At 72.0% G+C, this 21,241-nt stretch carries 18 protein-coding genes; 9 read left to right on the top strand and 9 right to left on the bottom strand.

What is annotated here, in order from left to right; genetic code table 11:
• Positions 1-29: 29 nt before the first annotated feature.
• Positions 30-1,379 carry an ABC transporter substrate-binding protein gene (locus tag ACFYL6_RS02305; protein WP_387166311.1) on the bottom strand — a complete coding sequence of 450 codons (1,350 nt, stop codon included), beginning with the start codon at positions 1,377-1,379 and terminating at the stop codon, positions 30-32.
• Positions 1,380-1,398: 19 nt separating this feature from the next.
• Complete coding sequence (locus ACFYL6_RS02300; RefSeq protein WP_387166309.1) at positions 1,399-2,529, bottom strand: LacI family DNA-binding transcriptional regulator; 1,131 nt, start codon at positions 2,527-2,529, stop codon at positions 1,399-1,401.
• A 236-nt stretch (positions 2,530-2,765) separates the two neighbouring features.
• Here ACFYL6_RS02300 and ACFYL6_RS02295 point away from each other — a divergent pair, with 236 nt between their 5' ends.
• From ACFYL6_RS02295 to ACFYL6_RS02260, 8 genes are all read left to right on the top strand, one after another.
• Positions 2,766-4,094: a Gfo/Idh/MocA family protein gene (locus ACFYL6_RS02295; RefSeq protein WP_387166307.1), complete on the top strand. Its 1,329-nt coding sequence runs from the start codon at positions 2,766-2,768 to the stop codon at positions 4,092-4,094.
• A 25-nt stretch (positions 4,095-4,119) separates the two neighbouring features.
• On the top strand, positions 4,120-5,553 hold the full coding sequence (gene uxaC, locus ACFYL6_RS02290; RefSeq protein WP_387166305.1) for a glucuronate isomerase: 1,434 nt from the start codon (positions 4,120-4,122) through the stop codon (positions 5,551-5,553).
• Entirely contained in the window at positions 5,550-6,854 is a 1,305-nt protein-coding gene (locus ACFYL6_RS02285; RefSeq protein ID WP_387166303.1) for an enolase C-terminal domain-like protein, read from the top strand. The genes uxaC and ACFYL6_RS02285 overlap by 4 nt, the downstream gene beginning before the upstream one ends.
• On the top strand, positions 6,845-8,335 hold the full coding sequence (locus ACFYL6_RS02280) for a mannitol dehydrogenase family protein (RefSeq protein WP_387166301.1): 1,491 nt from the start codon (positions 6,845-6,847) through the stop codon (positions 8,333-8,335). Before ACFYL6_RS02285 ends, ACFYL6_RS02280 begins: the two co-directional genes overlap by 10 nt.
• A 49-nt stretch (positions 8,336-8,384) precedes the next feature.
• A complete protein-coding gene (locus ACFYL6_RS02275) occupies positions 8,385-9,536 on the top strand; it encodes a Gfo/Idh/MocA family protein (RefSeq protein ID WP_387166299.1) in 1,152 nt (383 codons plus the stop codon).
• Positions 9,537-9,588: 52 nt separating this feature from the next.
• Complete coding sequence (locus ACFYL6_RS02270; protein WP_387166297.1) at positions 9,589-10,944, top strand: polysaccharide lyase family 1 protein; 1,356 nt, start codon at positions 9,589-9,591, stop codon at positions 10,942-10,944.
• 81 nt (positions 10,945-11,025) lie between these two features.
• Positions 11,026-11,751: an HD domain-containing protein gene (locus ACFYL6_RS02265; RefSeq protein WP_387166295.1), complete on the top strand. Its 726-nt coding sequence runs from the start codon at positions 11,026-11,028 to the stop codon at positions 11,749-11,751.
• Between the two features lie 151 nt (positions 11,752-11,902).
• Positions 11,903-13,396 (top strand): FAD-binding oxidoreductase, encoded by a 1,494-nt coding sequence (locus tag ACFYL6_RS02260; RefSeq protein ID WP_387166293.1) that lies wholly within the window; start codon positions 11,903-11,905, stop codon positions 13,394-13,396.
• Positions 13,397-13,626: 230 nt separating this feature from the next.
• Here ACFYL6_RS02260 and ACFYL6_RS02255 read toward each other — a convergent pair whose 3' ends face one another.
• The 4 genes from ACFYL6_RS02255 to mptB all read right to left on the bottom strand — a co-directional run bounded on the left by ACFYL6_RS02255 (position 13,627) and on the right by mptB (position 17,198).
• Positions 13,627-13,992 carry a barstar family protein gene (locus ACFYL6_RS02255; RefSeq protein ID WP_387166291.1) on the bottom strand — a complete coding sequence of 122 codons (366 nt, stop codon included), beginning with the start codon at positions 13,990-13,992 and terminating at the stop codon, positions 13,627-13,629.
• A gap of 73 nt (positions 13,993-14,065) precedes the next feature.
• Positions 14,066-14,515: a ribonuclease domain-containing protein gene (locus ACFYL6_RS02250; RefSeq protein ID WP_244166133.1), complete on the bottom strand. Its 450-nt coding sequence runs from the start codon at positions 14,513-14,515 to the stop codon at positions 14,066-14,068.
• A gap of 59 nt (positions 14,516-14,574) precedes the next feature.
• Positions 14,575-15,798: a glycosyltransferase 87 family protein gene (locus ACFYL6_RS02245; RefSeq protein ID WP_387166289.1), complete on the bottom strand. Its 1,224-nt coding sequence runs from the start codon at positions 15,796-15,798 to the stop codon at positions 14,575-14,577.
• Positions 15,795-17,198 (bottom strand): polyprenol phosphomannose-dependent alpha 1,6 mannosyltransferase MptB, encoded by a 1,404-nt coding sequence (gene mptB / locus ACFYL6_RS02240; RefSeq protein WP_387166287.1) that lies wholly within the window; start codon positions 17,196-17,198, stop codon positions 15,795-15,797. Before mptB ends, ACFYL6_RS02245 begins: the two co-directional genes overlap by 4 nt.
• Before the next feature lie 203 nt (positions 17,199-17,401).
• On the opposite strand from mptB, the gene ACFYL6_RS02235 reads away from it, so the two are divergent.
• Positions 17,402-18,226: a hypothetical protein gene (locus ACFYL6_RS02235; RefSeq protein WP_387166285.1), complete on the top strand. Its 825-nt coding sequence runs from the start codon at positions 17,402-17,404 to the stop codon at positions 18,224-18,226.
• A gap of 85 nt (positions 18,227-18,311) precedes the next feature.
• On the opposite strand, the gene ACFYL6_RS02230 is transcribed toward ACFYL6_RS02235, so the two are convergent.
• The 3 genes from ACFYL6_RS02230 to ACFYL6_RS02220 all read right to left on the bottom strand — a co-directional run bounded on the left by ACFYL6_RS02230 (position 18,312) and on the right by ACFYL6_RS02220 (position 20,925).
• Positions 18,312-19,265, bottom strand: a complete 954-nt coding sequence (locus ACFYL6_RS02230) for a DUF559 domain-containing protein (protein WP_387166283.1) — start codon at positions 19,263-19,265, stop codon at positions 18,312-18,314.
• 191 nt (positions 19,266-19,456) lie between these two features.
• Entirely contained in the window at positions 19,457-20,341 is an 885-nt protein-coding gene (locus ACFYL6_RS02225) for a S41 family peptidase (RefSeq protein WP_387166281.1), read from the bottom strand.
• Positions 20,342-20,385: 44 nt separating this feature from the next.
• On the bottom strand, positions 20,386-20,925 hold the full coding sequence (locus ACFYL6_RS02220) for a restriction endonuclease (protein ID WP_387166279.1): 540 nt from the start codon (positions 20,923-20,925) through the stop codon (positions 20,386-20,388).
• Positions 20,926-21,241: the final 316 nt, after the last annotated feature.

The following is a 21,241-nucleotide window of genomic DNA, read 5'->3' as shown; positions in this document are numbered from 1 at the left end:
ACAACTCCTCTCCTCGCCTCGCGGGGCGGTCAGGCGATGGCGGACTTGCACGCCTCGACGAACTGGGCGGCTGCCTCGGCGGTGGTGGCCCGGCCGTACTGCGCGTTCTCGGCAGCCTTGATCAGCTCGGAACGCACCTTGCTGTGCCCCTTGATCGGCACCTGCGGCGACTTGCCGAACTTCTGGGTCAGCTCCGCCTCGACGGCGATGGACTGCTTCATCGCCGGGTCGGTGGTGTCGTCACTGACCACCCGGCGCAGGTCCTGGTTGGACGGCAGACCGCGGTCGGTGCCGAGCAGCTTGACCGCCTCCTGGTCGTTGTTCAGGAAGTTGATCACATCGACCGCCACGTCCTTGTTCTTGCTGCCCTTGAACACCGACCAGTACATCGAGGCCCGGGCCCACTGCGCGCTCGGGTCACCGGGGTAGGCGATCACGCCCAGCTCGTCCTTGGTGTTCTTCTTCAGGTCCGGCATCTGGTTGGCCCAGACCCAGGAGGTCGCCGCCTTGCCGGTGACCACCAACTGCTTGGTGATGTCGCTGGAGTTGCCCTCGTGGATGACGTCGGCGGTCGGGGTGGCCTTGCGGTCCCGGGCGCCCTTCCACAGGTCGAACCACTTGGTCACGTCCTCGGCGGTGAACCCCAGTTCCTTGCCCTTGTAGAGGTCCTTGCCCTGCTGGCGCAGCCAGACCCAGAACGCCTTGTAGTCGGCGCTCGGGTCCTGCGTGCCGGGCACCTTCGTCTTGGCGGTGACCTGCTCGGCCCAGGCGATGTGCTGCTCCCAGCTCATCCCGGTGGTCGGCTCGGGCAGGTTGTGCTTGGTCAGCAGCGTCTTGTTGTAGACCAGGCCCTGGGTGTTCTCCCCGGCGGCCAGACCGGCGAGCTTGCCGTCGACCACGCCGTACTGCCAGAGGCTCTCGGGGAACTTGGAGGTGTCCAGCTTTCCGGACTCCTGGTAGGAGGTCAGGTCGAGAGTGCTGTTGCGGGCCGCGTACTCGGCGAGGTAGTTGTCGTCGATCTGGAACAGGTCCGGTGGGTTGCCGCCGGCGGTGAGCGTGGCCAGCTTGTCGAAGTAGCCCTGGTTGGCCTGCCAGGTCTTCTCGAAGGTCACGTTCGGGTGCTTCTTGGTGTAGAGGGCAAGCGCGTCCTCGGTCAGCTTGGCCCGGGCGTCGCCGCCCCACCAGAAGATGGAGAGCTTGACCGGCGCGTTCGGATCGGCGGCGCCGCCGTCGTCGTCTCCGCAGGCGGCGGCACCGAACATCAGCGGTGCGGCGACCGTCACGGCGAGCAGGCCACGGAGCAGGCGCCGCCGCGGCAGCGGGGTACGGTGGGCGCGCCCGACGGGCGCGTCAGTGGTGGGGGGCGTTGCGGGGTGCATGTGCGCTCACTCCTCGGCATTAGGAGGCGACGGCGTCACCGGTGGCCGCAGTCGGGATGCCCGGGCCCGCAGGGCAATGCGGGCCCGGGCCACGTGGTGCGGCCAGGGGACGTGCCGGTCGGGCGTACGGGCCCGGGCCGGTCGAGTCGCGGATGACCAGGTCGGTCTGGAGCATTACCTGTGCGGTGGTACGACGGACGCCGAGCGCCGTGCCGGAACCGGACCCCCGCGCACCGCGCGGTGACTCGATGTCCTGTTGCAGCAGCATGTCGACGGCCGTCCGGCCGGCGGCCCCGGTGGGTGTGGCCACCGTCGTCAGTTTGGGGCGGGTCAGCCGGCTCAGGGTGATGTCGTCGACCCCGACGACGCTCACCTCCTGCGGCACCCGGACCCCGAGCGCGTCCAGCCCCTCGATCAGGCCGATCGCCATCAGGTCGTTGTAGGCGAGCACCGCCGACACGCCGCTGCGTCGCACCTGCTCGGCGACGGCGGAGCCGCCGACCTCGGTGGGCGCGTTGGGGCCGAGCACGGTCAGCTCCGCGCCGACGGCTCGGGCGGCCGCGCCGGCGGCACGGCGCATCTCCCGGTTGGTCCACGAGCTGCGCGGGCCGCCGAGCAGCGCGATGCTGCGGTGCCCCAGGCCGACCAGGTGCTCGATGGCCGAGCGGGCACCCTGCCCGACGTCCATCAGCACGCAGGGCAGGCCGGTCACCTGGCGGTTCACCACGACCAGTGGCACCTCGCGGCTGAGCTGCTCGATCAGGCTGTTGCTCATCCGCGGGCTGCACAGCAGCACCCCGTCCACCTGCTTGGCCAGCGCGTGGACCAGCTCTTCCTCGGCGGTCGGGTCCTCGTTGGTGTCGGCCACGAAGACGTGGTAGTCGCGGTGCCGGGCCTGACTCTCCGCCGCCTTGATCAGCGGCGGGAAGAACGGGTTCGCGATGTCCGCGATGATCAGCCCGATGTTGTGCGTGCGCCCGGTGATCAGGGCCCGGGCGGCCCGGTTCGGTCGATAGCCCAGGTCCTCCGCGCAGGCCAGCACCCGGACCCGGGTCTCCGGGTTGACCAGGTGGGGCGCGGAGAAGGTGCGCGACACGGTGGAGATGTGCACACCGGACGCCCGGGCGACGTCCCGGATGGTGACTGGCACGGCGGCCCCTTCGTCCGATGTGGTGGCGGTCACGCAGGTGTGGCCCATTAATGCAAACGGTTGCGCCAGTGTCAACGGTCAATGATTACGGCTTTGTTGCACCCACACTCCCCTTGGTGACCTGCGCCCCCTCAAACACTGACAAATGACGCCGGTCCCGCTGGCGTCGTTGACGCGAACGGATCGATCGTGATTACTTCATTGCAAACCTTTGCAGCACCACGGGAGGCGACCGCATGTCACCGAGAGCCGCCGGACGGGTCCGGTACGCCGTCGTGGGCACCGGCGCGCGGGCCGAGATGTTCGTCCGGGCGCTGGTGCTCGACCACGCCGACACCACCGAGCTGGTCGCCTTCGCCGACGTCAACCAGGCCCGGATGGACGCGCACAACCGCTGGCTGGGCGAGCTGGGTCACCGCCCGGTGCCCACGTACCCGGCCGGTGACTTCAAGACCATGCTGGACGCCGAGCGCGTCGACGTCGTCCTGGTCACCAGCGTGGACGTCACCCACGACGAGTACGTGGTGGCCGCGCTACGCGCCGGCCGGGAGGTCGTCACCGAGAAGCCGATGACCGTGGACGTGGCCCGCTGCCGACGAATCCTGGACACGGTGACCGAGACCGGCGGCCGGGTCACGGTCGCCTTCAACTACCGCTACAACCCGCTGCACGAACAGGTTCGCCGGCTGCTCGCCGAGGGCGCGGTCGGCGAGATCGGCTCGGTGCACTTCGAGTGGCTGCTCGACGTCCGCCACGGCGCCGACTACTTCCGCCGCTGGCACCGCGACAAGGCCACCTCCGGCGGGCTGATGGTGCACAAGGCCAGCCACCACTTCGACCTGGTCAACTGGTGGTTGGCCGCCACCCCCGTCGAGGTGTACGCGGCCGGCCGACTCTTCTTCTACGGCGAGGACGGTCGCCGGCACGGCTACGCCCGCGACTACGACCGGGCGCACGGCTCCCCCGCCGCCGCCGACGACCCGTTCGCGCTGCGGCTGGACGCCCACCCCCGGCTGCGTGAGCTGTACCTCGACGCCGAGGCCGAGGACGGCTACCAGCGCGACCGCAACGTCTTCGCGCCCGGGGTGAGCATCGAGGACGACATGGCGGTGCTCGCCCGCTACTCCACCGGCGCCACGATGACCTACCACCTCACCGCGTACGCGCCCTGGGAGGGCTACCGGGTGATGGTCAACGGCAGCCGGGGCCGACTGGAGCTGGAGGTTGCCGAGAACGACTTCGTCGACCGGGGCACCGCCGGCGCGGTCAAGGGCGCCGCCCTGCACGGCGCCGAGGCGCCGGCCGAGGGCGGAAGTGCGACGCTGACCCTGCGCCCGTTCTGGGCCCCGCCCCGGCAGATCCCGGTGCAGGGTCGCAGTCGGCACGGGCACGGCGGCGCGGACGCCCGGATGACCGGGGTGCTCCTCGGCGGTCAACCCGACCCGTTGGGCCGCGCCGCGACCGCCGACGACGGCGCGTTGGCCCTGCTCACCGGCCTGGCCGCCAACCGGTCCTTCGAGACCGGTCAACCCGTCCGCGTCGCCGACCTGCTCACCCCCCGCTGACACAGGAGACGAGGAGCCCCACCCCGTGCCCACGTTCGACCACACCGACCTGCTCCTGCCACCCGAACCGGGCCAGCGCGCGCTGGCCCGGGAGCTGTACGCCCTGGCGGCGGAGCAACCCATCATCTCGCCGCACGGGCACGTCGACCCGGCCCTGCTCGCCGAGGACCGCCCCTTCCCGGACCCGGCACAGCTGCTCATCGTTCCCGACCACTATCTGACCCGGATGCTGCTCAGCCAGGGCGTACCCCCGTCGGACCTGGGGGTGCCCACCCGCGACGGCAGCCCGGTGGAGACCGACGGCCGGGTGATCTGGCGACGCTTCGCCGCCCACTGGCACCTGTTCCGGGGCACGCCGTCGCGACTCTGGCTGGAGCAGACCCTCCGCACCGTGTTCGGGGTGCACACCCCGCTCGGCCCGAGCACCGCCGACGCCGTCTACGACGAGATCGCGGCCCGGCTCACCGAGCCGGACTTCCGGCCCCGGGCGCTGTTCGAGAAATTCAACATCGAGGTCCTGGCGACCACCGAGTCGCCGCTGGACGACCTCGCGCAGCACGCCAAGCTCGCCGCCGACGGGTGGGGCGGGCCGGGCGGCCGGGTGGTCACCACGTTCCGCCCGGACGACGTGGTGGACATGGAGTTCGAGGGCTGGTCGAGCAATGTGGACCGCCTCGGCGACCGGGCCGGCGAGGACACCGGCACGTACGCCGGCTACCTGGCCGCGCTACGGGCCCGACGCGCCGCGTTCATCGCCGCCGGCGCGACCTCCTCCGACCACGGCCACCCCACCGCACGCACGCTGGACCTGACCCCGGCCGAGGCCGAGCGGCTCTACGACCGGGGCCGGCGCGGCGAGGCCGACGCCGCCGACGCGGAGGCGTTCCGGGCGCACATGCTCGTCGAGTTCGCCCGGATGTCGCTCGACGACGGCCTGGTCATGCAGCTGCACCCCGGCGCGGTGCGCAACCACAACCGGTGGTTGCACGCCCGGCACGGCCGCGACGTCGGCGGCGACATCCCGCAGGCCACCGAGTACGTGCACGCGCTCGCCCCGCTGCTGGAGCGCTACGGCAACGACCCCCGGCTGCGACTGGTGCTCTACACCCTCGACGAGGACACCTTCACCCGCGAGCTGGCGCCCCTCGCGGGCGGGTACGCCGCGCTGCTGCTCGGCGCGCCCTGGTGGTTCCTGGACTCCCCCGAGGTGCTGCGCCGGTTCCGGGAGACGGTCACCGAGAGCGCCGGCTTCTACAACACCACCGGGTTCGTCGACGACACCCGGGCGTTCTGCTCCATCCCGGTACGCCACGACGTGGCCCGCCGGGTGGACGCCGGCTTCCTGGCCCGGCTCGTCGCCGAGCACCGGCTGCCGCTGGACGAGGCCGCCGAGACCATCGTCGACCTGGCGTACCGGCTGCCCAAGCGGGTCTTCAACTTCGGAGGACAGGCTCAGTGACCGTCACCATCACCTCCGTCGAGGTGCACGACGTGCGATTCCCCACCGCCGCCCGGGGCGACGGCTCCGACGCGATCAACCGGGGTGACTACTCGGCGACGTACGTGGAGCTGGGCACCGACGCCGGCCCGACCGGCGCCGGGTTCACCTTCACCAACGGCCGGGGCAACGAAATCACCTGCGCGGCGGTGCGCGCCCTGGCCCACCACGTGCGGGGCCGCACCGTCGAGGAGATCACGGCCGAGCCGGTGGCGTTCTGGCGCTCGCTCAGCGCCGACGTGCAGCTGCGCTGGCTGGGCCCGGAGAAGGGCGTCATCCACATGGCGACCGGCGCGCTGGTCAACGCTGTGTGGGACCTGCGGGCCACCCTGGCCGGCAAGCCGATGTGGCGCTTCCTCGCCGACCTGCCCACCGACGACCTGGTGGCCAGCGTCGACTTCCGGCACATCACCGACGCGCTCACCCCGGACGAGGCGGCCGCCATCCTGGACAAGGGACGCGACGGGCTGGCCGACCGGTTGGCCGCCCTCGAACGTGACGGTTTCGCTTCGTACACCACCTCGGTCGGGTGGCTCGGCTACCCGGACGACAAGGTGCGGGCGCTGACCCGGCAGGCGTACGCCGACGGCTGGCGGGCGATGAAGATGAAGGTCGGCGGCCCGCTCGCCGACGACCTTCGGCGGGCCCGGATCATCCGGGAGGAGATCGGCCCGGACGCCCTGTTGATGATGGACGCCAACCAGGTCTGGGACGTCGACGAGGCGATCGCCGCGATGACGGCGTTGGCCGAGGTGGACCCGTACTGGATCGAGGAGCCCACCCACGCCGACGACATCCTCGGGCACGCCCGGATCGCCCGCGCGGTGACCGAGTTGACCGCCGGCCGCTGCCGGGTGGCCACCGGTGAGGTGGCCGCCAACCGGGTGATCTTCAAACAGCTACTCCAGGCCGAGGCGATCGGAGTGATGCAGATCGACGCCTGCCGGGTCGGTGGCGTCAACGAGGTCCTGGCCGAGCTGCTGCTGGCGGCGAAGTTCGGCGTGCCGGTCTGCCCGCACGCCGGCGGCGTGGGCCTCTGCGAGTACGTGCAGCACCTGGCGATCTTCGACTACCTGCGGGTGGGCACCGGGCTGGACGGTCGGATGATCGAGTACGTCGACCACCTGCACGAGCACTTCGTCGATCCGGTGCGGACCCGCGGTGGCCGCTACCTGCTGCCCGAGCGGCCCGGTTACAGCGCCACCATGAAGCCCGCGTCGATCGCCGAGTTCCGCTTCCCGGACGGTCCGGCATGGCGGTGACCGTCGGGGCCTCCCGACTCGGCCTGGGCATGCTGCGCCGGCTGCCCGCCGAGGCCCGCCCGCTGATCCGACCGGGCACCGTGCCGACCGGCGTCGTGCACCTGGGGTTGGGCGCGTTCCACCGGGCTCACCAGGCCGTGTTCACCGAGGCGGCGGTCGGCGCCGCCGGCGGTGACTGGGGCATCGTGGCCGTCGCCCCGCGCAGCTCCGCAGTCGTCGAGGCGATCGCCGCGCAGGACAACCTGTTCAGCGTCAGCGCCCTCTCCGCCGCCGGCAGCGCCACCCGGGTGGTGGGCGCCCTGAGTGGCGTACGGCACGCACCCAGCGACCCGGACGCCGTGGTGGCGCTGCTCGCCGACCCGGCGGTCCGCGTGGTGACCCTGACCGTCACCGAGAAGGCGTACCAACTCGACCCGGTGACCGGCCAGCTGTCCCCGGACTCGGCACTCGCCGCGGACCTGGCCGGCGGTGCGCCGAGCACGGTGCCGGGGCTGCTGCTGCGCGGGCTGGTCGCCCGGGCCGCCGCGGACGCAGGGCCGGTGGCCCTGGTGAGCTGTGACAACCTGCCGGCCAACGGCCGACGACTGCGCGGCATGCTCGACCAGGCGGTCGACCGGGCCAGCGGTGTGCCCACCGGGCTGGTCGAGTGGGTGGCCGCCAACGTCACCTGCCCGGGCACCATGGTGGATCGGATCGTGCCGGCCAGCACCCCGGAGACGATCGAGGCGGCCCGTCGGGCGCTCGGCGTGACCGACCTGGCCGCGGTGGCCGCCGAGCCGTACGCGCAGTGGGTGATCGAGGACGACTTCCCCGGCGGCCGGCCCGGCTGGGAGTTCGCCGGGGCGGTGCTCACCGATGACGCCGGCCCGTGGGAGCGGTTGAAGCTGCGCGCCCTCAACGGCGTGCACTCGGCCATCGCGTACCTCGGCGCGTTGGCCGGTCGGGAGACGATCGCCGACGCGCTGGAGATCCCGCACCTGCGCGACGTGCTGCGCCAGCTGATCGCCGAGGACGTGGCGGCCAGCTTCACCCCGCCGGACGGGGTCCGGGTGGTCGACTACGGCGAGCAGGCCCTGGCCCGGTTCGGTAACCCGGCGATCCACCACCGCACCCTCCAGGTGGCCATCGACGGCTCCCAGAAGCTGCCACAGCGCGTCCTGCACACCATCGCCGACCTGCGCGCGGCCGGGCGGTCCGCGCGCTGGGGCGCGCTGGTCGTGGCGTCCTGGTTGCGCTTCGCGCTGGGGTACGCCGACGACGGCCGGCCGTTGCCGTTCCAGGACCCACTGGCCGGGCCGATCCGGGCCGCGTTGGACGCCGGTGCGCAGAGCCCGGCGGGTGCGGTCGACGCGGTCTTCGCGCTGCGCGACGTCATCCCGGTGGAGGTGGCCGAGGACGACGAGGTCCGCGCCGACGTGATCGCCTGGCTGACCGCGTTGGAACGGCACGGCGTCGAGGCGACCCTGGCCGGCGCCCGGTGACCGGGTCGGCACGGGCCGGTCACCGGTGAGCGGGGGCGGGCCGCCTCGGGTGGCGGTGATCGGGGCGAACGGGCACGGTCGCTGGCACCGGCGGGTCATCGCGCCCCTGCACGCGGCCGGTCGGCTGCGGTTGGTGGCCCTGGTCGACGTCCGACCGGTGGAGGACGACCCGGCCGCCCCGGTGCCGCCCGGGGTGGCGGTCTTCACCGACCACCGGGCGATGCTCGCCGCCACCCGACCGGAGGTGGTGGTGATCTGCACGCCGCCGCACACCCACCTGGCGATCGCCCGCGACGCCCTGGCCACCGGCGCGGACCTGCTGCTGGAGAAGCCGCCGGTGCTGTCGCTGGCCGAGCACGAGGAGCTGACCTGGGCCCTCACCGCCGCCGGCCGGGTGGCCCAGGTCGGCTTCCAGGCGCTCGGCTCGGCAGCCCTCACCGCGCTGACCGACGCGCTGGCCGCCGGCCGGCTGGGCACGGTCACCGGCATCTCCACCATCGCCGCCTGGCAACGGCCGGACGCCTACTACGCCCGCTCCCCCTGGGCCGGCCGACGGAGTCTGGAGGGCCGGCCGGTGCTCGACGGCGCACTCGCCAACCCGCTCGCGCACGCGGTGATGCAGTGCCTGGCGATCGCCGAGGCGCTCGCCGGGGCGACGCCCTGGCCGGTCGCGATCGAGGTGGAACGGTACCGGGTCCGGCCGATCGAGGTGGAGGACACCGCCGTGCTGCGGGTCCTGTTCCGCGCCGGGCCGCCGGTGCTGGTGGCGGTGACCCTGGCCGCCGAGGAGTTCGTGGCGGGCGAGGTGGTGGTGACCGGTACGGCGGGGCGGGCGGTGCTGGAGTACCCGACCGACCGGTTGCGCCTGCCCGGGGACGTGGTGACCCGCCGGGTGCCGGGGCGGCTGGGGCTGCTGGAGAACCTGCTGGCCCACCGGGCCGACCCGGCGGGCGTGCCGCTGATCGCGCCACTGGCCCGTACGGCGCCGTTCACCGCGCTGTTGGACGCGTTGCGCCCCGCGCCGGAGCCCCGGCTGCTCGACGGCGATCTGGTGACCACCCTCGGCGAGGGCGGCGAGCGGGTCCGCCACCTGCGGGGCGTCGTCGACGTGTTGCGCCGGGCGGCCGAGCGGGGGGCGCTGCCGAGCGAGCTGGCGGTGCCGTGGGCGTCCGCCGCGTACCGCGCCGAGCTGGCCGGATAGCGACGGACGCCACCTGGGACGGACACCCACCACCAACGAATGGAGACAGTCGATGCGCAGAATCCTCGGCGGCGCCACAGTGGTCGCCCTCCTCCTCGGCGCCGCCCCGGCCCCCGCCGCCGCCCGCCCGGACGTGCCGTCCGCCGACCGGCTCTCCTGGTTGGCCGGCCACCTCGGCCGGCAGACGCTGCCCGAGCGGGACGGTTGGGCTGCCGACGGGCCCGGCACCACCGGCGGCTCGGCGGCCACCCCCGAGCGGACCCGGGTGGTCCACAATCGGGCGGAGCTGGTGGCCGCGCTGGGCGGCGACAACGCGGGCAACGCCACCGACGCCACCCCGAAGCTCATCTACGTCGACGGTGCCATCGACGGCTTCGAAGGGCCCGACGGTACGCCGCTGAGCTGCGCCGACCTGGCCGACCCGGGCTACCGGTTGGACGCCTACCTGGCCGCGTACGACCCGGCGGTGTGGGGGCGGGTGCCACCGAGCGGGCCGCTGGAGGAGGCTCGGGTGCGTTCGGTGGCCACCCAGACCCGGCAGACCCAGATCAACATCGGGCCGAACACCACGATCGTCGGGCTGCGCGGCGCTCGACTGACCGGGCTCACCCTCATGATCGACCGGGCGCCGAACGTCATCGTCCGCAATCTGACTCTCGTCGACGCCCGGGACTGCTTCCCGGCCTGGTCGCCGACCGACGGCGAGGCCGGCAACTGGAACAGCCAGTACGACCAGATCTCGGTACGCCGCAGCGAGAACGTCTGGGTCGACCACAACACCTTCACCGACGGCGACAACCCGGACAGCGCCCAGCCGGTGTACTTCGGTCGGCCGTACCAGGTGCACGACGGGTCGTTGGACGTCACGCACACCGCCAGCCTGGTCACCGCCTCGTGGAACCGCTTCACGGGTCGGGACAAGCTGCTGTTGATCGGCTCGTCCAACACCGTCGGCCCGGACGTGGGCCGGCTGCGGGTCACCCTGCACCACAACCTCTTCGACGGCGTCCTGCAACGGCTGCCCCGGGTGCGCTTCGGTCAGGTCGACGTCTACAACAACCACTACCGGCTCGGTGGGGACGACTTCCAGTACGCGCTCGGTGTGGGTGTCCAGTCGGCGATCTACGCGCAGAACAACTTCTTCACCCTGGACGCGGCGGTCGACCCGGCGGACCTGCTCTACGACTGGGGCGGCACCGCGGTGACCGAGCGAGGCTCCTGGGTCCGCCAGGGCGGCGGCGCAGCCCGACCGGTCGACCTGCTGGCGGCGTACAACGCGACCCATGACCCCGACCTGGCCGCGGACGCGGGCTGGACGCCCACCCTGCGCCGCGACCCCGTCCTGCCGGCGCCGCTGGTCCCCCTCGTGGTGGGCCCGCTCGCCGGTGCCGACCGACTGCCGCTCTGACGGCTCGGGCGCCAGCGACTCGCGGTCGGGTCGGCGACGTACGGGCTCATCGACATGGTGAAGATCGGCTATAAGTGACGCATGGACTTCCCGCCGCACCTGGGCAGCATGCCGATGCACGCGATCACCGAGATCCACGGCGAACCGGGCCTGCTGGAACGTTTCCGGTTGGAGGTCCAGCAGTTCGACGACGCCGCCCGGGCGCGGTTGACCGCCGCGCTCGACCTCGCCGCCGAACTGCACCGCGACGATCGACGGGTCCGTGAGCCGTACCTGAACCACCTGCTGCGGGTGGCGATCCGGTTGATGCACCACTACCAGGTGCGGGACGTGGACGTGATCGTCGCCGGTCTGCTGCACGACGCGGTGGAGGACCACCCGGCCGAGTTGGCCGACGGCGACCCGGGCGGCGACCCGACCGGGGCCGCGCTGGCCGCGCTCGCCGCGCGGTTCGGGCCCCGGGTGGCCACCCTGGTCGCCGCGGTCACCAACCCGGTGTACGACCCCGAGCGGGACCGCAACGAGCAGTACCGGGAGCACCTGGCGGTCAGCCTGGACCGGGAGCCCTGGGCCCGGGTGATCAAGGTGTCGGACTTCACCGACAACGGGGTGGGCGTGATCCACACGGTCGGGCCGAAGGTGGTCTCGTCGGCCCGGAAGTACCGGCCGCTGGTCCCGCTGTTCCGGGACCTGATCGGCCGACCGGACACCCCGTTGTCACCGGCGGTGAAGCGGCACATCTTCGGCCAGTTGGACCTTGCCGAGGAGCGGTTCAGCGCCATCCTCGACCAGCCCGCCTCGAACTGACCCGTCCCCGGATCACCCGACCGGGTTCCGTGACAAGTTCTCAGATCTGCGAGGGAGCCTGGGGCCTTACGGTTGGTTTCACGCCAGATGAGAGGAAATGCCCCTCTCGGTTCGTCTTTCGGGCGTGTCACCAATCGAGAGGATTCTGACCATGCGCGACCTTTCCCGTCGTGATCTGCTCAGGGCGACGGCCGTCGGCGCCGGAGCGGTCGCCATCCCGAGCATGATCGCCGGCAGCTCGGCGATCGCGGCCGACGGTCCCGGGTGGCCCTCCGACACGAAGTTCCCGCCGGCACAGCTGACCGGCCTCATCGTCCGCCCGCAGAGCCCCGACTACGCGGAGGCCAGCCTCGGGTGGGACGAGCTGTTCGTGCACTATCCGCTGGTCATCGTCTTCGCCCAGGAGACCCAGGACGTGGTCAACGCGCTCACCTGGGCGCGGCAGCACGACGTCGCGCTGCGGGTCCGCAGTGGCCGACACAACCTGGAAGGCTGGTCGAACGTCGACAACGGCATCGTGATCGACGTCAGCGAGCTGAAGGACGTCCAGATCGACACCGCCGCCCGCACGGCGAAGGTCGGCGCGGGGCTCACCCAGTCGGAGGCGGTGACCGCCCTCGGGGAGCACGACTTCGCGGTGACGACCGGCACGGAAGGGACCGTGGGCCTGTCCGGGGCGACCCTCGGTGGCGGCCTCGGTTTCCTCACCCGCTACCTCGGGATGGCCTGCGACAACCTGATCGGCGCGGAGATCGTCGTGGCGGCGGGCGCCGACGGGGCGAAGGTGCTCGAGGTGGACCCGTGGAACTACTCGGACCTGCTCTGGGCACTGCGCGGGGCGGGCAACGGCAACTTCGGGATCGTCACCTCGCTGACCTACAAGGTCGCTCCGCTCACCAGCGTCGCCTACCTGCAGGTGACCTGGCCCGGTCTCGGCGACCTGCACGAGGTCTTCGACACCTGGCAGCGCGTCGCACCCTTCACCGACCCGCGTCTCGGCAGCCAGCTCGAGGTCCACCCGGAGGAGATCCTGTTCTTCGCGGTGCTGGCGGACGGGTCCGAGGCGGAGGCCAGGAAGCTGCTGGCGCCGATCCTGTCGATCGGCAACCCCACGGTCACCGTGCAGCTCGGCAACTGGGGCGACGTCTACGCCGGTTTCCAGACCCCGAACGAGGACGACCCGGCGAACTGGAAGTTCTTCTCCCAGTTCACCCGGGAGCCGTTCCCGGAGGAGGCGGTCAGCATCGTCCGTGAGTTCATGGAGAAGGCGCCCTCGCCCGACAGCAACTTCTTCACCCAGGCCTTCGGCCGGGGGGCGCAACGACAGGAGCCCTTTGGCGGCTCGGCGTTCCCGCACCGCGACGCGCTCTTCTACTCGGAGCCCGGCGCGGGCTGGGGCACCCGCGGCGAGCCCGACAGCGACGATGCCATCACCCCGATCGCGCAGACCTGGATCGCCGAGTTCAGCCAGGCGCTGCGGCCCTACGTGGACGGCGCCTACGTCAACGTGCCGAACATCGGCATGGCCGAGTGGGAGAAGGCCTACTGGGGGCACAACTTCCCCCGGCTGCGCAAGATCAAGGCGAAGTACGACCCGCACAACGTCTTCCAGTACGAGCAGAGCATCCCGCCCGCGACGCAGTGACCCGGATGACCGGCGGTGCGGGTGCCACCCGCACCGCCGGGCCACCAACCTCCTGAACGAGAGTTAGGCGCGCGCCGGCGCGGGAGCGTGTCACTCAAGAGCGCGGTATACCTCAGAGTCATATTCATACCGCTGCGGTATACCGCTCATCGAAGCAACCGCGCCCGGCGGCCGTCACCCACGGTGAGATGCCGCCCCCACCGCCGCCGACGGCCGGCTCGAATCACCGCTCAGGAGGGCGTCGCCTCGTCGAGGACGACGCGCAACGGGTGCGGGGCGCTGGTGGCGAGGTCGCCGAGCACGGCGAGCAGCAGACCGTACTGATCGGACGGCTCGTCGATGAGCAGTTGGCCGGCGTCGGTGATCAGCAGGGTGAGCGGGCCGGCGTCGAGCCGGTCCCGGAGCACGTCGGCGAGGGCGTCCCAGGTGTCGCCCAGGTACGCCGGCAGGGCCAGCGCGGCGGCGAGCGCAGCGAACAGCCCGGCCCTGCGCCGGGCCGCCGCCCCGGCCAGCACCACCGCGCCGGGCATGTCCAGGGCGTCGTCGCGGCGGACGACCAGCCAGTCGGGTGTCCGACCCGCGTCCTCGTCGACCATCACGTTCCTCCTGATCCTTTCGGGGCGACGACGCGGGGGCCGGCCGACGCCGACCGGCCGGCCCCCCGATCGGTCAGAGCCGGTAGAAGTCGGTGTAGTGGTTGGGCGAGAACCAGGTGACCCCGGTGCTGCGGTTCACCACGATCCGGTACGCGTCCCGGGCGGCGCCCTGGGTGCGCGGGTAGACGTCGTACTCGTAGTAGGTGGCGTTGGTGGGCAGTTGACCCTCGTAGTTGTAGAACTGGCCGCCGGCGAAGTTGGACTTCCCCCCGCTCCAGGAGTACCAGCCACGGCTGGTCGGGAACCCCTTGGCGGACCAGCCCGAACGGGCGGTGCGGGCGTCCGCGCAGCGGCTCATGGTGCAGGAGCTGTAGACCGCCGCCGAGGCCGGGTCGGTCAACCGGGGAGAGACCACGGACGGGCCGACCAACGCGGCGGCGACCATGGCGAGGAGCAGGGCGAGGGTGGTGGTACGCCGGCGGATCGCGCCGAGCGTGGCCAGCGGGGACACGAGGGTGGACACAGGCTGCCTCCAGACCATCCGATCGATCGATCCGCGTGATTGTCGGACCGGACCCAGTCTCACCGCTGCCGGTCGACGGCAACACCCCTCGGCACCCCAACTGCTCCACAATGCTCGGTGAATCCCGGATGATCATCTGTCTCGGCGCGCCCGATCGGGAGCAGCGCGAGCATCCCGATGCTGACCCAGACGTAGGCGTTGGCGCCCACGAAACCCCACGGCCCGGCCGACCCGTTGGCGAAGACCCAGACCAGCCCAGTGCACAGCACGACGTAGCCGGCGACGCCGGCACCCGCCCGACGGCGGGCCGTCGCGCCCACCGGCGGCCACGGCAGCGCGGACGCGGCGAGCACCACCAGCCCCGGTACCAGCCACACCAGGTGGTGCACCCAGGTGACCGGGCTGACCAGGCACGCGGCGACACCGGTCAGCGCGAAGCCGGCCCGTTCGTCGCCGTCGCGCACGGCCCGACGTACCCGTACCGCCCACACCGCCAGCGCGGCGACGACCAGCAGCAGCCACAGCCGCCGGTCCGGGTGCGCCGGATCGAGCCGGGCGACCAGACCGAGCAGCGACTGGTTCGACACGTACGCCAACTCACCGACCCGGTCGGTGTCCCACAGCGCCTCGGCGAAGAACGTGCGGCTGGCCTCCGGCGCGAGCGCCGCCGCGACCACTGTGGCGCCGACGGCGGTGCCGATGGCCGTGGCGGCGGCCCGCCAGCGCCCGGTGACCAGCAGATACCCGATGAAGATCGCCGGGGTGAGCTTGACGGCGGCGGCCAGCCCCACCCCCACGCCGGCCAGCCGACTGCCCCGTTCCAGCAACCACAGGTCCAGGTAGACCAGCGCCACCAGCAACAGGTTGACCTGCCCGAAGCTGACCGTGTCCCTCACCGGGTTGAGCCCGGCCAGCAGACAGCAGGCCAGCGTGAGCGCGTACCAGCGGGTCCACCCGTGCCGCCGGGCCACCGGGTCCACCAGCAGGTGCAGCAGGAACGCGACGGCCAGCGCGGTGAGCAGCAGGTTCGCCACGATCGTCGGGTACCAGGCCAGCGCGGCCATCGGCAGCATGGTCACCGCGGCGAACGGCGGATAGGTGAACCCGTACCCGTTGCCGGTCGTCCACTCGTACAGGTCGCCGCCGCGCACCCAGTGCCCGACCGCGCCGTGGTAGACGCCGACGTCGAACCAGCCCCGATGCCCGGGCAGCACCGCGATCGCCACCGTGAGCACGGTGACCACGGCGAGTACGGTCACCACCTGCCGCCGACCCGTGTTCATCGGGCCACCTCCACCTGGGCGCGCGGCACCAGCAGCCGCAGCGAACCGACCGCGAGCAGCCCCACCAGCACCCCGGCGGCGGCCAGCACCGCCTGCGCCGCGTCCGGTCCGAAGCCACTGGGCAGCGCCACGAACGCGAGCACCACCGCACCCAGCGCCGCCGCCGGCCGGGCCCGCCCGTGCGCCGCCGCCGCGATCAGCACCAGACCCCAGAGCGCGTACCAGGGCCGGGTCACCGGGCCGAGCAGCGCCGCCGCCACCAACACCAGACCCAGCGCGTACGCCGGGCCGAGCCGCCGCCGATGCCACCACACGCCCACCGCCACGACCAGTACGGCGGCCACGCCCAACGCGAGGCAGAGCCGCATCGGCGCGTCGCCCAGGTGCAGACCGAACCGCCCGGCCGCGCGCACCGCCAACCGACCCAGCGCGCTGGAGATCGACCAGCTGTGCCGGTACATCGGTGTGCCGAGCGCGCCGACCCACCCGTACCCGATGCCGGTGGCCCAGGTGACCACGGCCGCGGTGCCCAGCGCGAACCCGGCGGTGCGGGCCACCGAGGTCGGCAGCCCGCGGTGGCGCGCGGCGAGCGACGCGACCACCAGCAGCCCGACCACCGCCGGCACCTTGACCAGCGCGGCGAGGGTGACCAGCACGGTGGCCGCGCCGTAGCGGTGCTCGAAGGCGAGACTCAGCCCGGCCACCAGCAGCCCCAGCATCACCGCCTCGTTGTGCGCGCCCGCGATGAGGTGCAACGGTACGAGCGGGTTGAGCACGCCCAGCCAGAGCGCGGCGGCCGGGTCGACACCGCAGTGCCGGGCCACCCTGGGCAGGTACGCCACCAGCAGCGCCACCCCGGCCAGCGCCACCAGACGCAGACCGAGCACGCCGAGCACTAGCTTGCCGCCGGTCACTTCGCTGACCACGGCCGCCACCGCGAGGAACACCGGCCCGTACGGCGCGGGGGTCTGCTGCCACATCTGCGGCACCTCACCGGCCAACGCGCCGCCCAACTGGGCCACCCCGTGCCGGTACACGTCGATGTCGGCGAGGACCATCGCGCCCTGCGCCAGGTAGCTGTACGCGTCCCGGCTGAACAGCGGCGGCGCCACCAGCAACGGCCCCGCCCAGCAGAGCAGGGTGAGCGCGGCGGACCGCCGGTCGACCATCTCCTCGGGTGCGTGCGGGTGCCGGCCCGCCCACCACCAGGCGGCCACGAGCAGGGTCAGGCCGGCGTACCCGCAGAGCAGACCCGGCCCGGCGAGCTGCCGCAGCGCGCTCCACCAGGCGGCGTGCGCGCCCACGGGGAGCGCACCGGCGGCCAGGCCGGCGCCGGACAGCAGTGTGGCACCGACTCCCCCGAGCAGCCGGTACGCGACGACGGTCGGCAGTGTGCGCACCCGGGCAGGATGTCGCCCACGGCTGGCCGCCACACGACGCCCGGACGATCACCAGGCGACGGCGTGATGTCGGACCGGCTCGGCCGTCGGCGCGTGGTCTGGTTCGTGTCGGTATGCGGTTTACCTGGTGCCGGCGTGGCGGCCGGCAGATCGGTCACCGGTTGTTAGCGTGAAACGCGGATCCGTAACCGTGGAGGGGTGCCATGACGGACGCCCCCGACGGGAGGCCGAGGCCCGCGGACCAGTGGCGACAGCGGGGCGTACGAGGCTTGACCATCGCCCGCGACACCGGTGTGCGCGGCTGGCGGTGGTGGGCACGGAGCTGGGATCGGCTGGTCGCCGCGCTCCAGGACGAGGCGCCCGTCGGCTCCGCCGCCGCGCCGTCACCGTCCGGTCCACTCGTCGAACAACGCGACGCGCCCCGGCTGATCGCCGTCCCGGCACGCGGGTACGTGTACTCGTTCTACATCCGCGCCACGTTCGCCTGGTCGTCACCGGCCAGCCTGCGGTCGGAGGTGCTGAGCTGGTACGTGCAGTACTTCCAACCGAACGCGATCCAGCGGCTGACCCGGCTCGCCGCGGACGCCGCCCGGGACCTGCCCCCGCACCGGGCCGGTGACCTGGAGGTGGCGTTGCAGCGGGCACTTGCCGAGGATCCCCTGTGGCACTACCAGCGGGGCGACATCACGCTCACCTGCCGCCCCGACGCCGCCGTACGACTCGACGAGCGGATCATGCCGGCGCTCCAGCCACACGTCGACCGCCTCGTCAAGCTGGAATACCAGTTCGACGAGCAGATCCGAAGGGCCCGGTACGCCGAGGAGCTGAGCCGCCAGTGGGCGACGATCCTGAATGACCACACCGACGACCACGACCTGGCCGACGCGCGCGACCACATGCTGGCCACGCAAAGAGAAGCCGCACGATGGATCGCCGAACTCCTCCACCGCCACGCCAACCCCGCACCAGCCCCCAGAATCCCCCCACAACAGACCCATCCCACCCCCGCCCCGCCCACCCCCGAATAACTCCCCGCTGCGCCCCTCTCATCCCATGATCAAGTGATGAAAAGTAGGTGTGGGGGGCCGCTGAGACCTATTTCTCATCACTTGATCATGGGGTGGAGCGGGCGCGGTTGGCGAGAATGGCCAGAGTCTCCTGGCGGACCTGGGCCGGATCCTTGGTGAGGCGGCGGTGGCTGAAGCGGACAACGAGGATGCCGACGGTGGCCAGCAGGGCATCGCGGCGGAGGTCGATCTCGCGTTCGGCCGAGTCGCCGTGGCTGGTCGCGCCGTCCAGCTCGATGTTCACCCGTTCCGCCTCGGCGAACATGTCGAGATAGATCGTTCGGGCGCCCACCCGCATCCGCGCCTGCCGAATGAACGTCGGCATTCCCGGTCCGGTGAAGGCGTGGTCGTGGCCCCAGACCTCCAACGGACTGCGGCAACCAGCGGCAAGCCGGTCCAACAAGCCGCACAGTGCCCCACGGTCGGGCAGCCGGGGCACCTCTGCAGACGCGGCGGCGAGGCGCTGAGGTGTGGTCAGCCGATCGTTGACCGCACGAATGAGCAGGCTCAATCGGTCGACCGGCGGCAACAGCGGCCAACAGTCCACCAGGGTTCGGTCGAGCCTGGTGACCGGCAGTCCTCCCCGTGTCACCACCTGCGGCGGCGCGACCACGAAGCCGGCGCGATGGGCGACGACGAGATGCGGTCGATCACGCAGGCCTGACCCCTGCGGCAGGTCGAGATACACCGGCTCCCCCGGTGACTGGCGGCGCAGGCCCCACACGTCGAGCGCGGTCAGCCGACTCAGCGCCCCGCGCCCGTCGGCGTACGCCAGCGCAGCGCGTCGGGCAACGTCCCGCTCGACGCGGGCCAGCGACGGCAGGTCGGCGTTGGCGTCACAGATCAGCACGGCGTCGCCGTAGACCCCGGGCAACAGTCGTATCAGCCGGTTCGCCCGCCGGGCGGTCTGGATCGTCCAGGCCGGGGCCGCCCGCAGCATGTCCCGTCGAGTGGTCAGCCCATCGCCGCGGACGAGAAGGGATCGTATCCGCGCGTCCACCGGCTCACCCTGCCGTCGAGCGCCGGCCTCGCGTGGGCTGCTGTGGACAGCGGAGGCACCTGTGGACAGCCGTTCCGCCCGCCGTCGAATGTGGTAGGCGCCCGTCAAAGCTCGTCGGTCTGTGCCGCCATACGGGGCTCGGGTCGACCTGAGTCCCGCGGTCGGGCCAACGGCCGCCGACGCAGCCGCGCCTACGCGCCCGAAATGGCCTTGAGGGCCGTGTCGAGTGCCTGGTCCGCCGGGACGGGTACGCCGGGGACCACTCCGACGCCTTCCCAGTTGGTGCCGGTGACGCTGTTGATGGTCCGGGCGGTCGGCACGGTCACGAGGATGTGTTCGGTGACCGGGTGGCGGGCCGTCGGATGCGCGCCGCCACGTGTCGTCTCACCGACGACGACGGCCCGGCCGTGCGCTTGAAGGGTGTACGCCACGTCCTCTCCCCCGGAGAACGTCATCGCGCTGGTGAGCACGTGGACCGGGCGGTCCACGTAGCGCGGCGCGGGAAGGTGGGCGGTCGTCCAGAACTGGCGGGTGGCACCGGTGGACCGCTCGTAGAAGTCGTTGAGATGGACCTGGTCGTCGCGGAAGAAGTAGCTGCACCACATCGCGGCTCCCTCCGGTGCTCCGCCAGAGCAGGCACGCAGGTCCAGGATGAGCGCGGAGCTGAGAGCGACCAGTTGCATGGCCGCGCCGATCGCTGCGGCGCCCTCATCGGCGTACGCGATGCGCCGCACGTCGAGGAGCCCGACGTTCCCGTCCAGGTGCTCGACACGGCGGATCCCCTGGTTTTCCGCTTTGAGCAGCGCGAGGAATGCGGCCCGTCCTCCGTCTTCGTCGGCTGGCTCCAGCGACTGCGGCTGGTCCGACCACAGCAGCCGCAGATGCTTGTCCGGGCAGACTTGCTGAAGGTGAGTGGTCACCGTCTCGCAGAGCAGCGGCCCGTCGAGGTCGTCGTACTCGCCTGCCGCGAGACGACGCCGGATCGCGGCGTCGATGTCCGCGACCTTCTCCGGAAAGACGTACCCGGCGTCGATCCGATCCAGGGCCTGTCCGATGATCTGTTCGTTTGAGAGCACGGCGGGCCACGGTAGACCGCTAACAGCCTCCTGACCACCGAATTTCACGCAGGAGTGGGTTGTCCCGTCCACGCCCACATCTCCAGCGCGTGCCGGTCGATGAGCGTGATGTTGAGCTGCCGGGCTATCTGAATGCCGTCGCCAGCGGTGAAGAAGCTGTTCGTCACGAGCATGCAGATCTCGCCACCGTGGATGTCCCGGCAGGTGCCGGCGAACCGCTGGATCGCGGCACTGCCCACCCGGTTGCTGACGCTCTGCCGCTTGCACTGCACCACGACGCGTCGGCCGTCGGGGGCGATCGCCAGGACGTCCGCTCCCCGGTCGCCGGGGCCGCCACACACAGTCACGTTGCGGAACCCGGACGCGGCCAGGATCCGGGCGAACCACTGCTCGAACTCGGGTCCGCTCATCGTGTCGGTCACCGCGATCAGCCTGTCCCGCTGGGCTTGGTCGGCCCGCTCGCGGGCACGCTGCTTCGACACGAAAAGACCGACCGCGGCCGCGCCCACGACGACGAGACTCACCAGGAGAGCGGACCAGTATGGGTGCCGCTGCACGAAGTCGATGACGATGCGGAGGAGCACGAACCCGACGACGGCACACAGCACCAGAGCCCAGCCGTTGGCAGATCTGCCGCCACCGGCCACGCGGCGGACCGTCGATCTGCGGCGAACACTGCCGCCACGCCGCCTCCGGTAGTGCGCCCGAACTCGCGCGCCACCCTTTCTCGTGTGTGACCTGACGTACGGCACGAGGCACCTCCCGGTCGAGGAAATCCCAGTGTCGCGGCAGCGTCCGACAAACCGTCTGCCCAGCCGTCCATGGTGTCCGGTACCCGTCAGCCGCCGAGGCTGCCAGCCCCGGGCAACCCCGTCCGCCCCGGCCCACACCCGCTGACTG

It is taken from the genome of Micromonospora sp. NPDC007208 (assembly GCF_042869175.1).
Classification (GTDB): domain Bacteria; phylum Actinomycetota; class Actinomycetes; order Mycobacteriales; family Micromonosporaceae; genus Micromonospora; species Micromonospora foliorum.
This window is presented reverse-complemented; position numbering and strand designations above follow the sequence as displayed.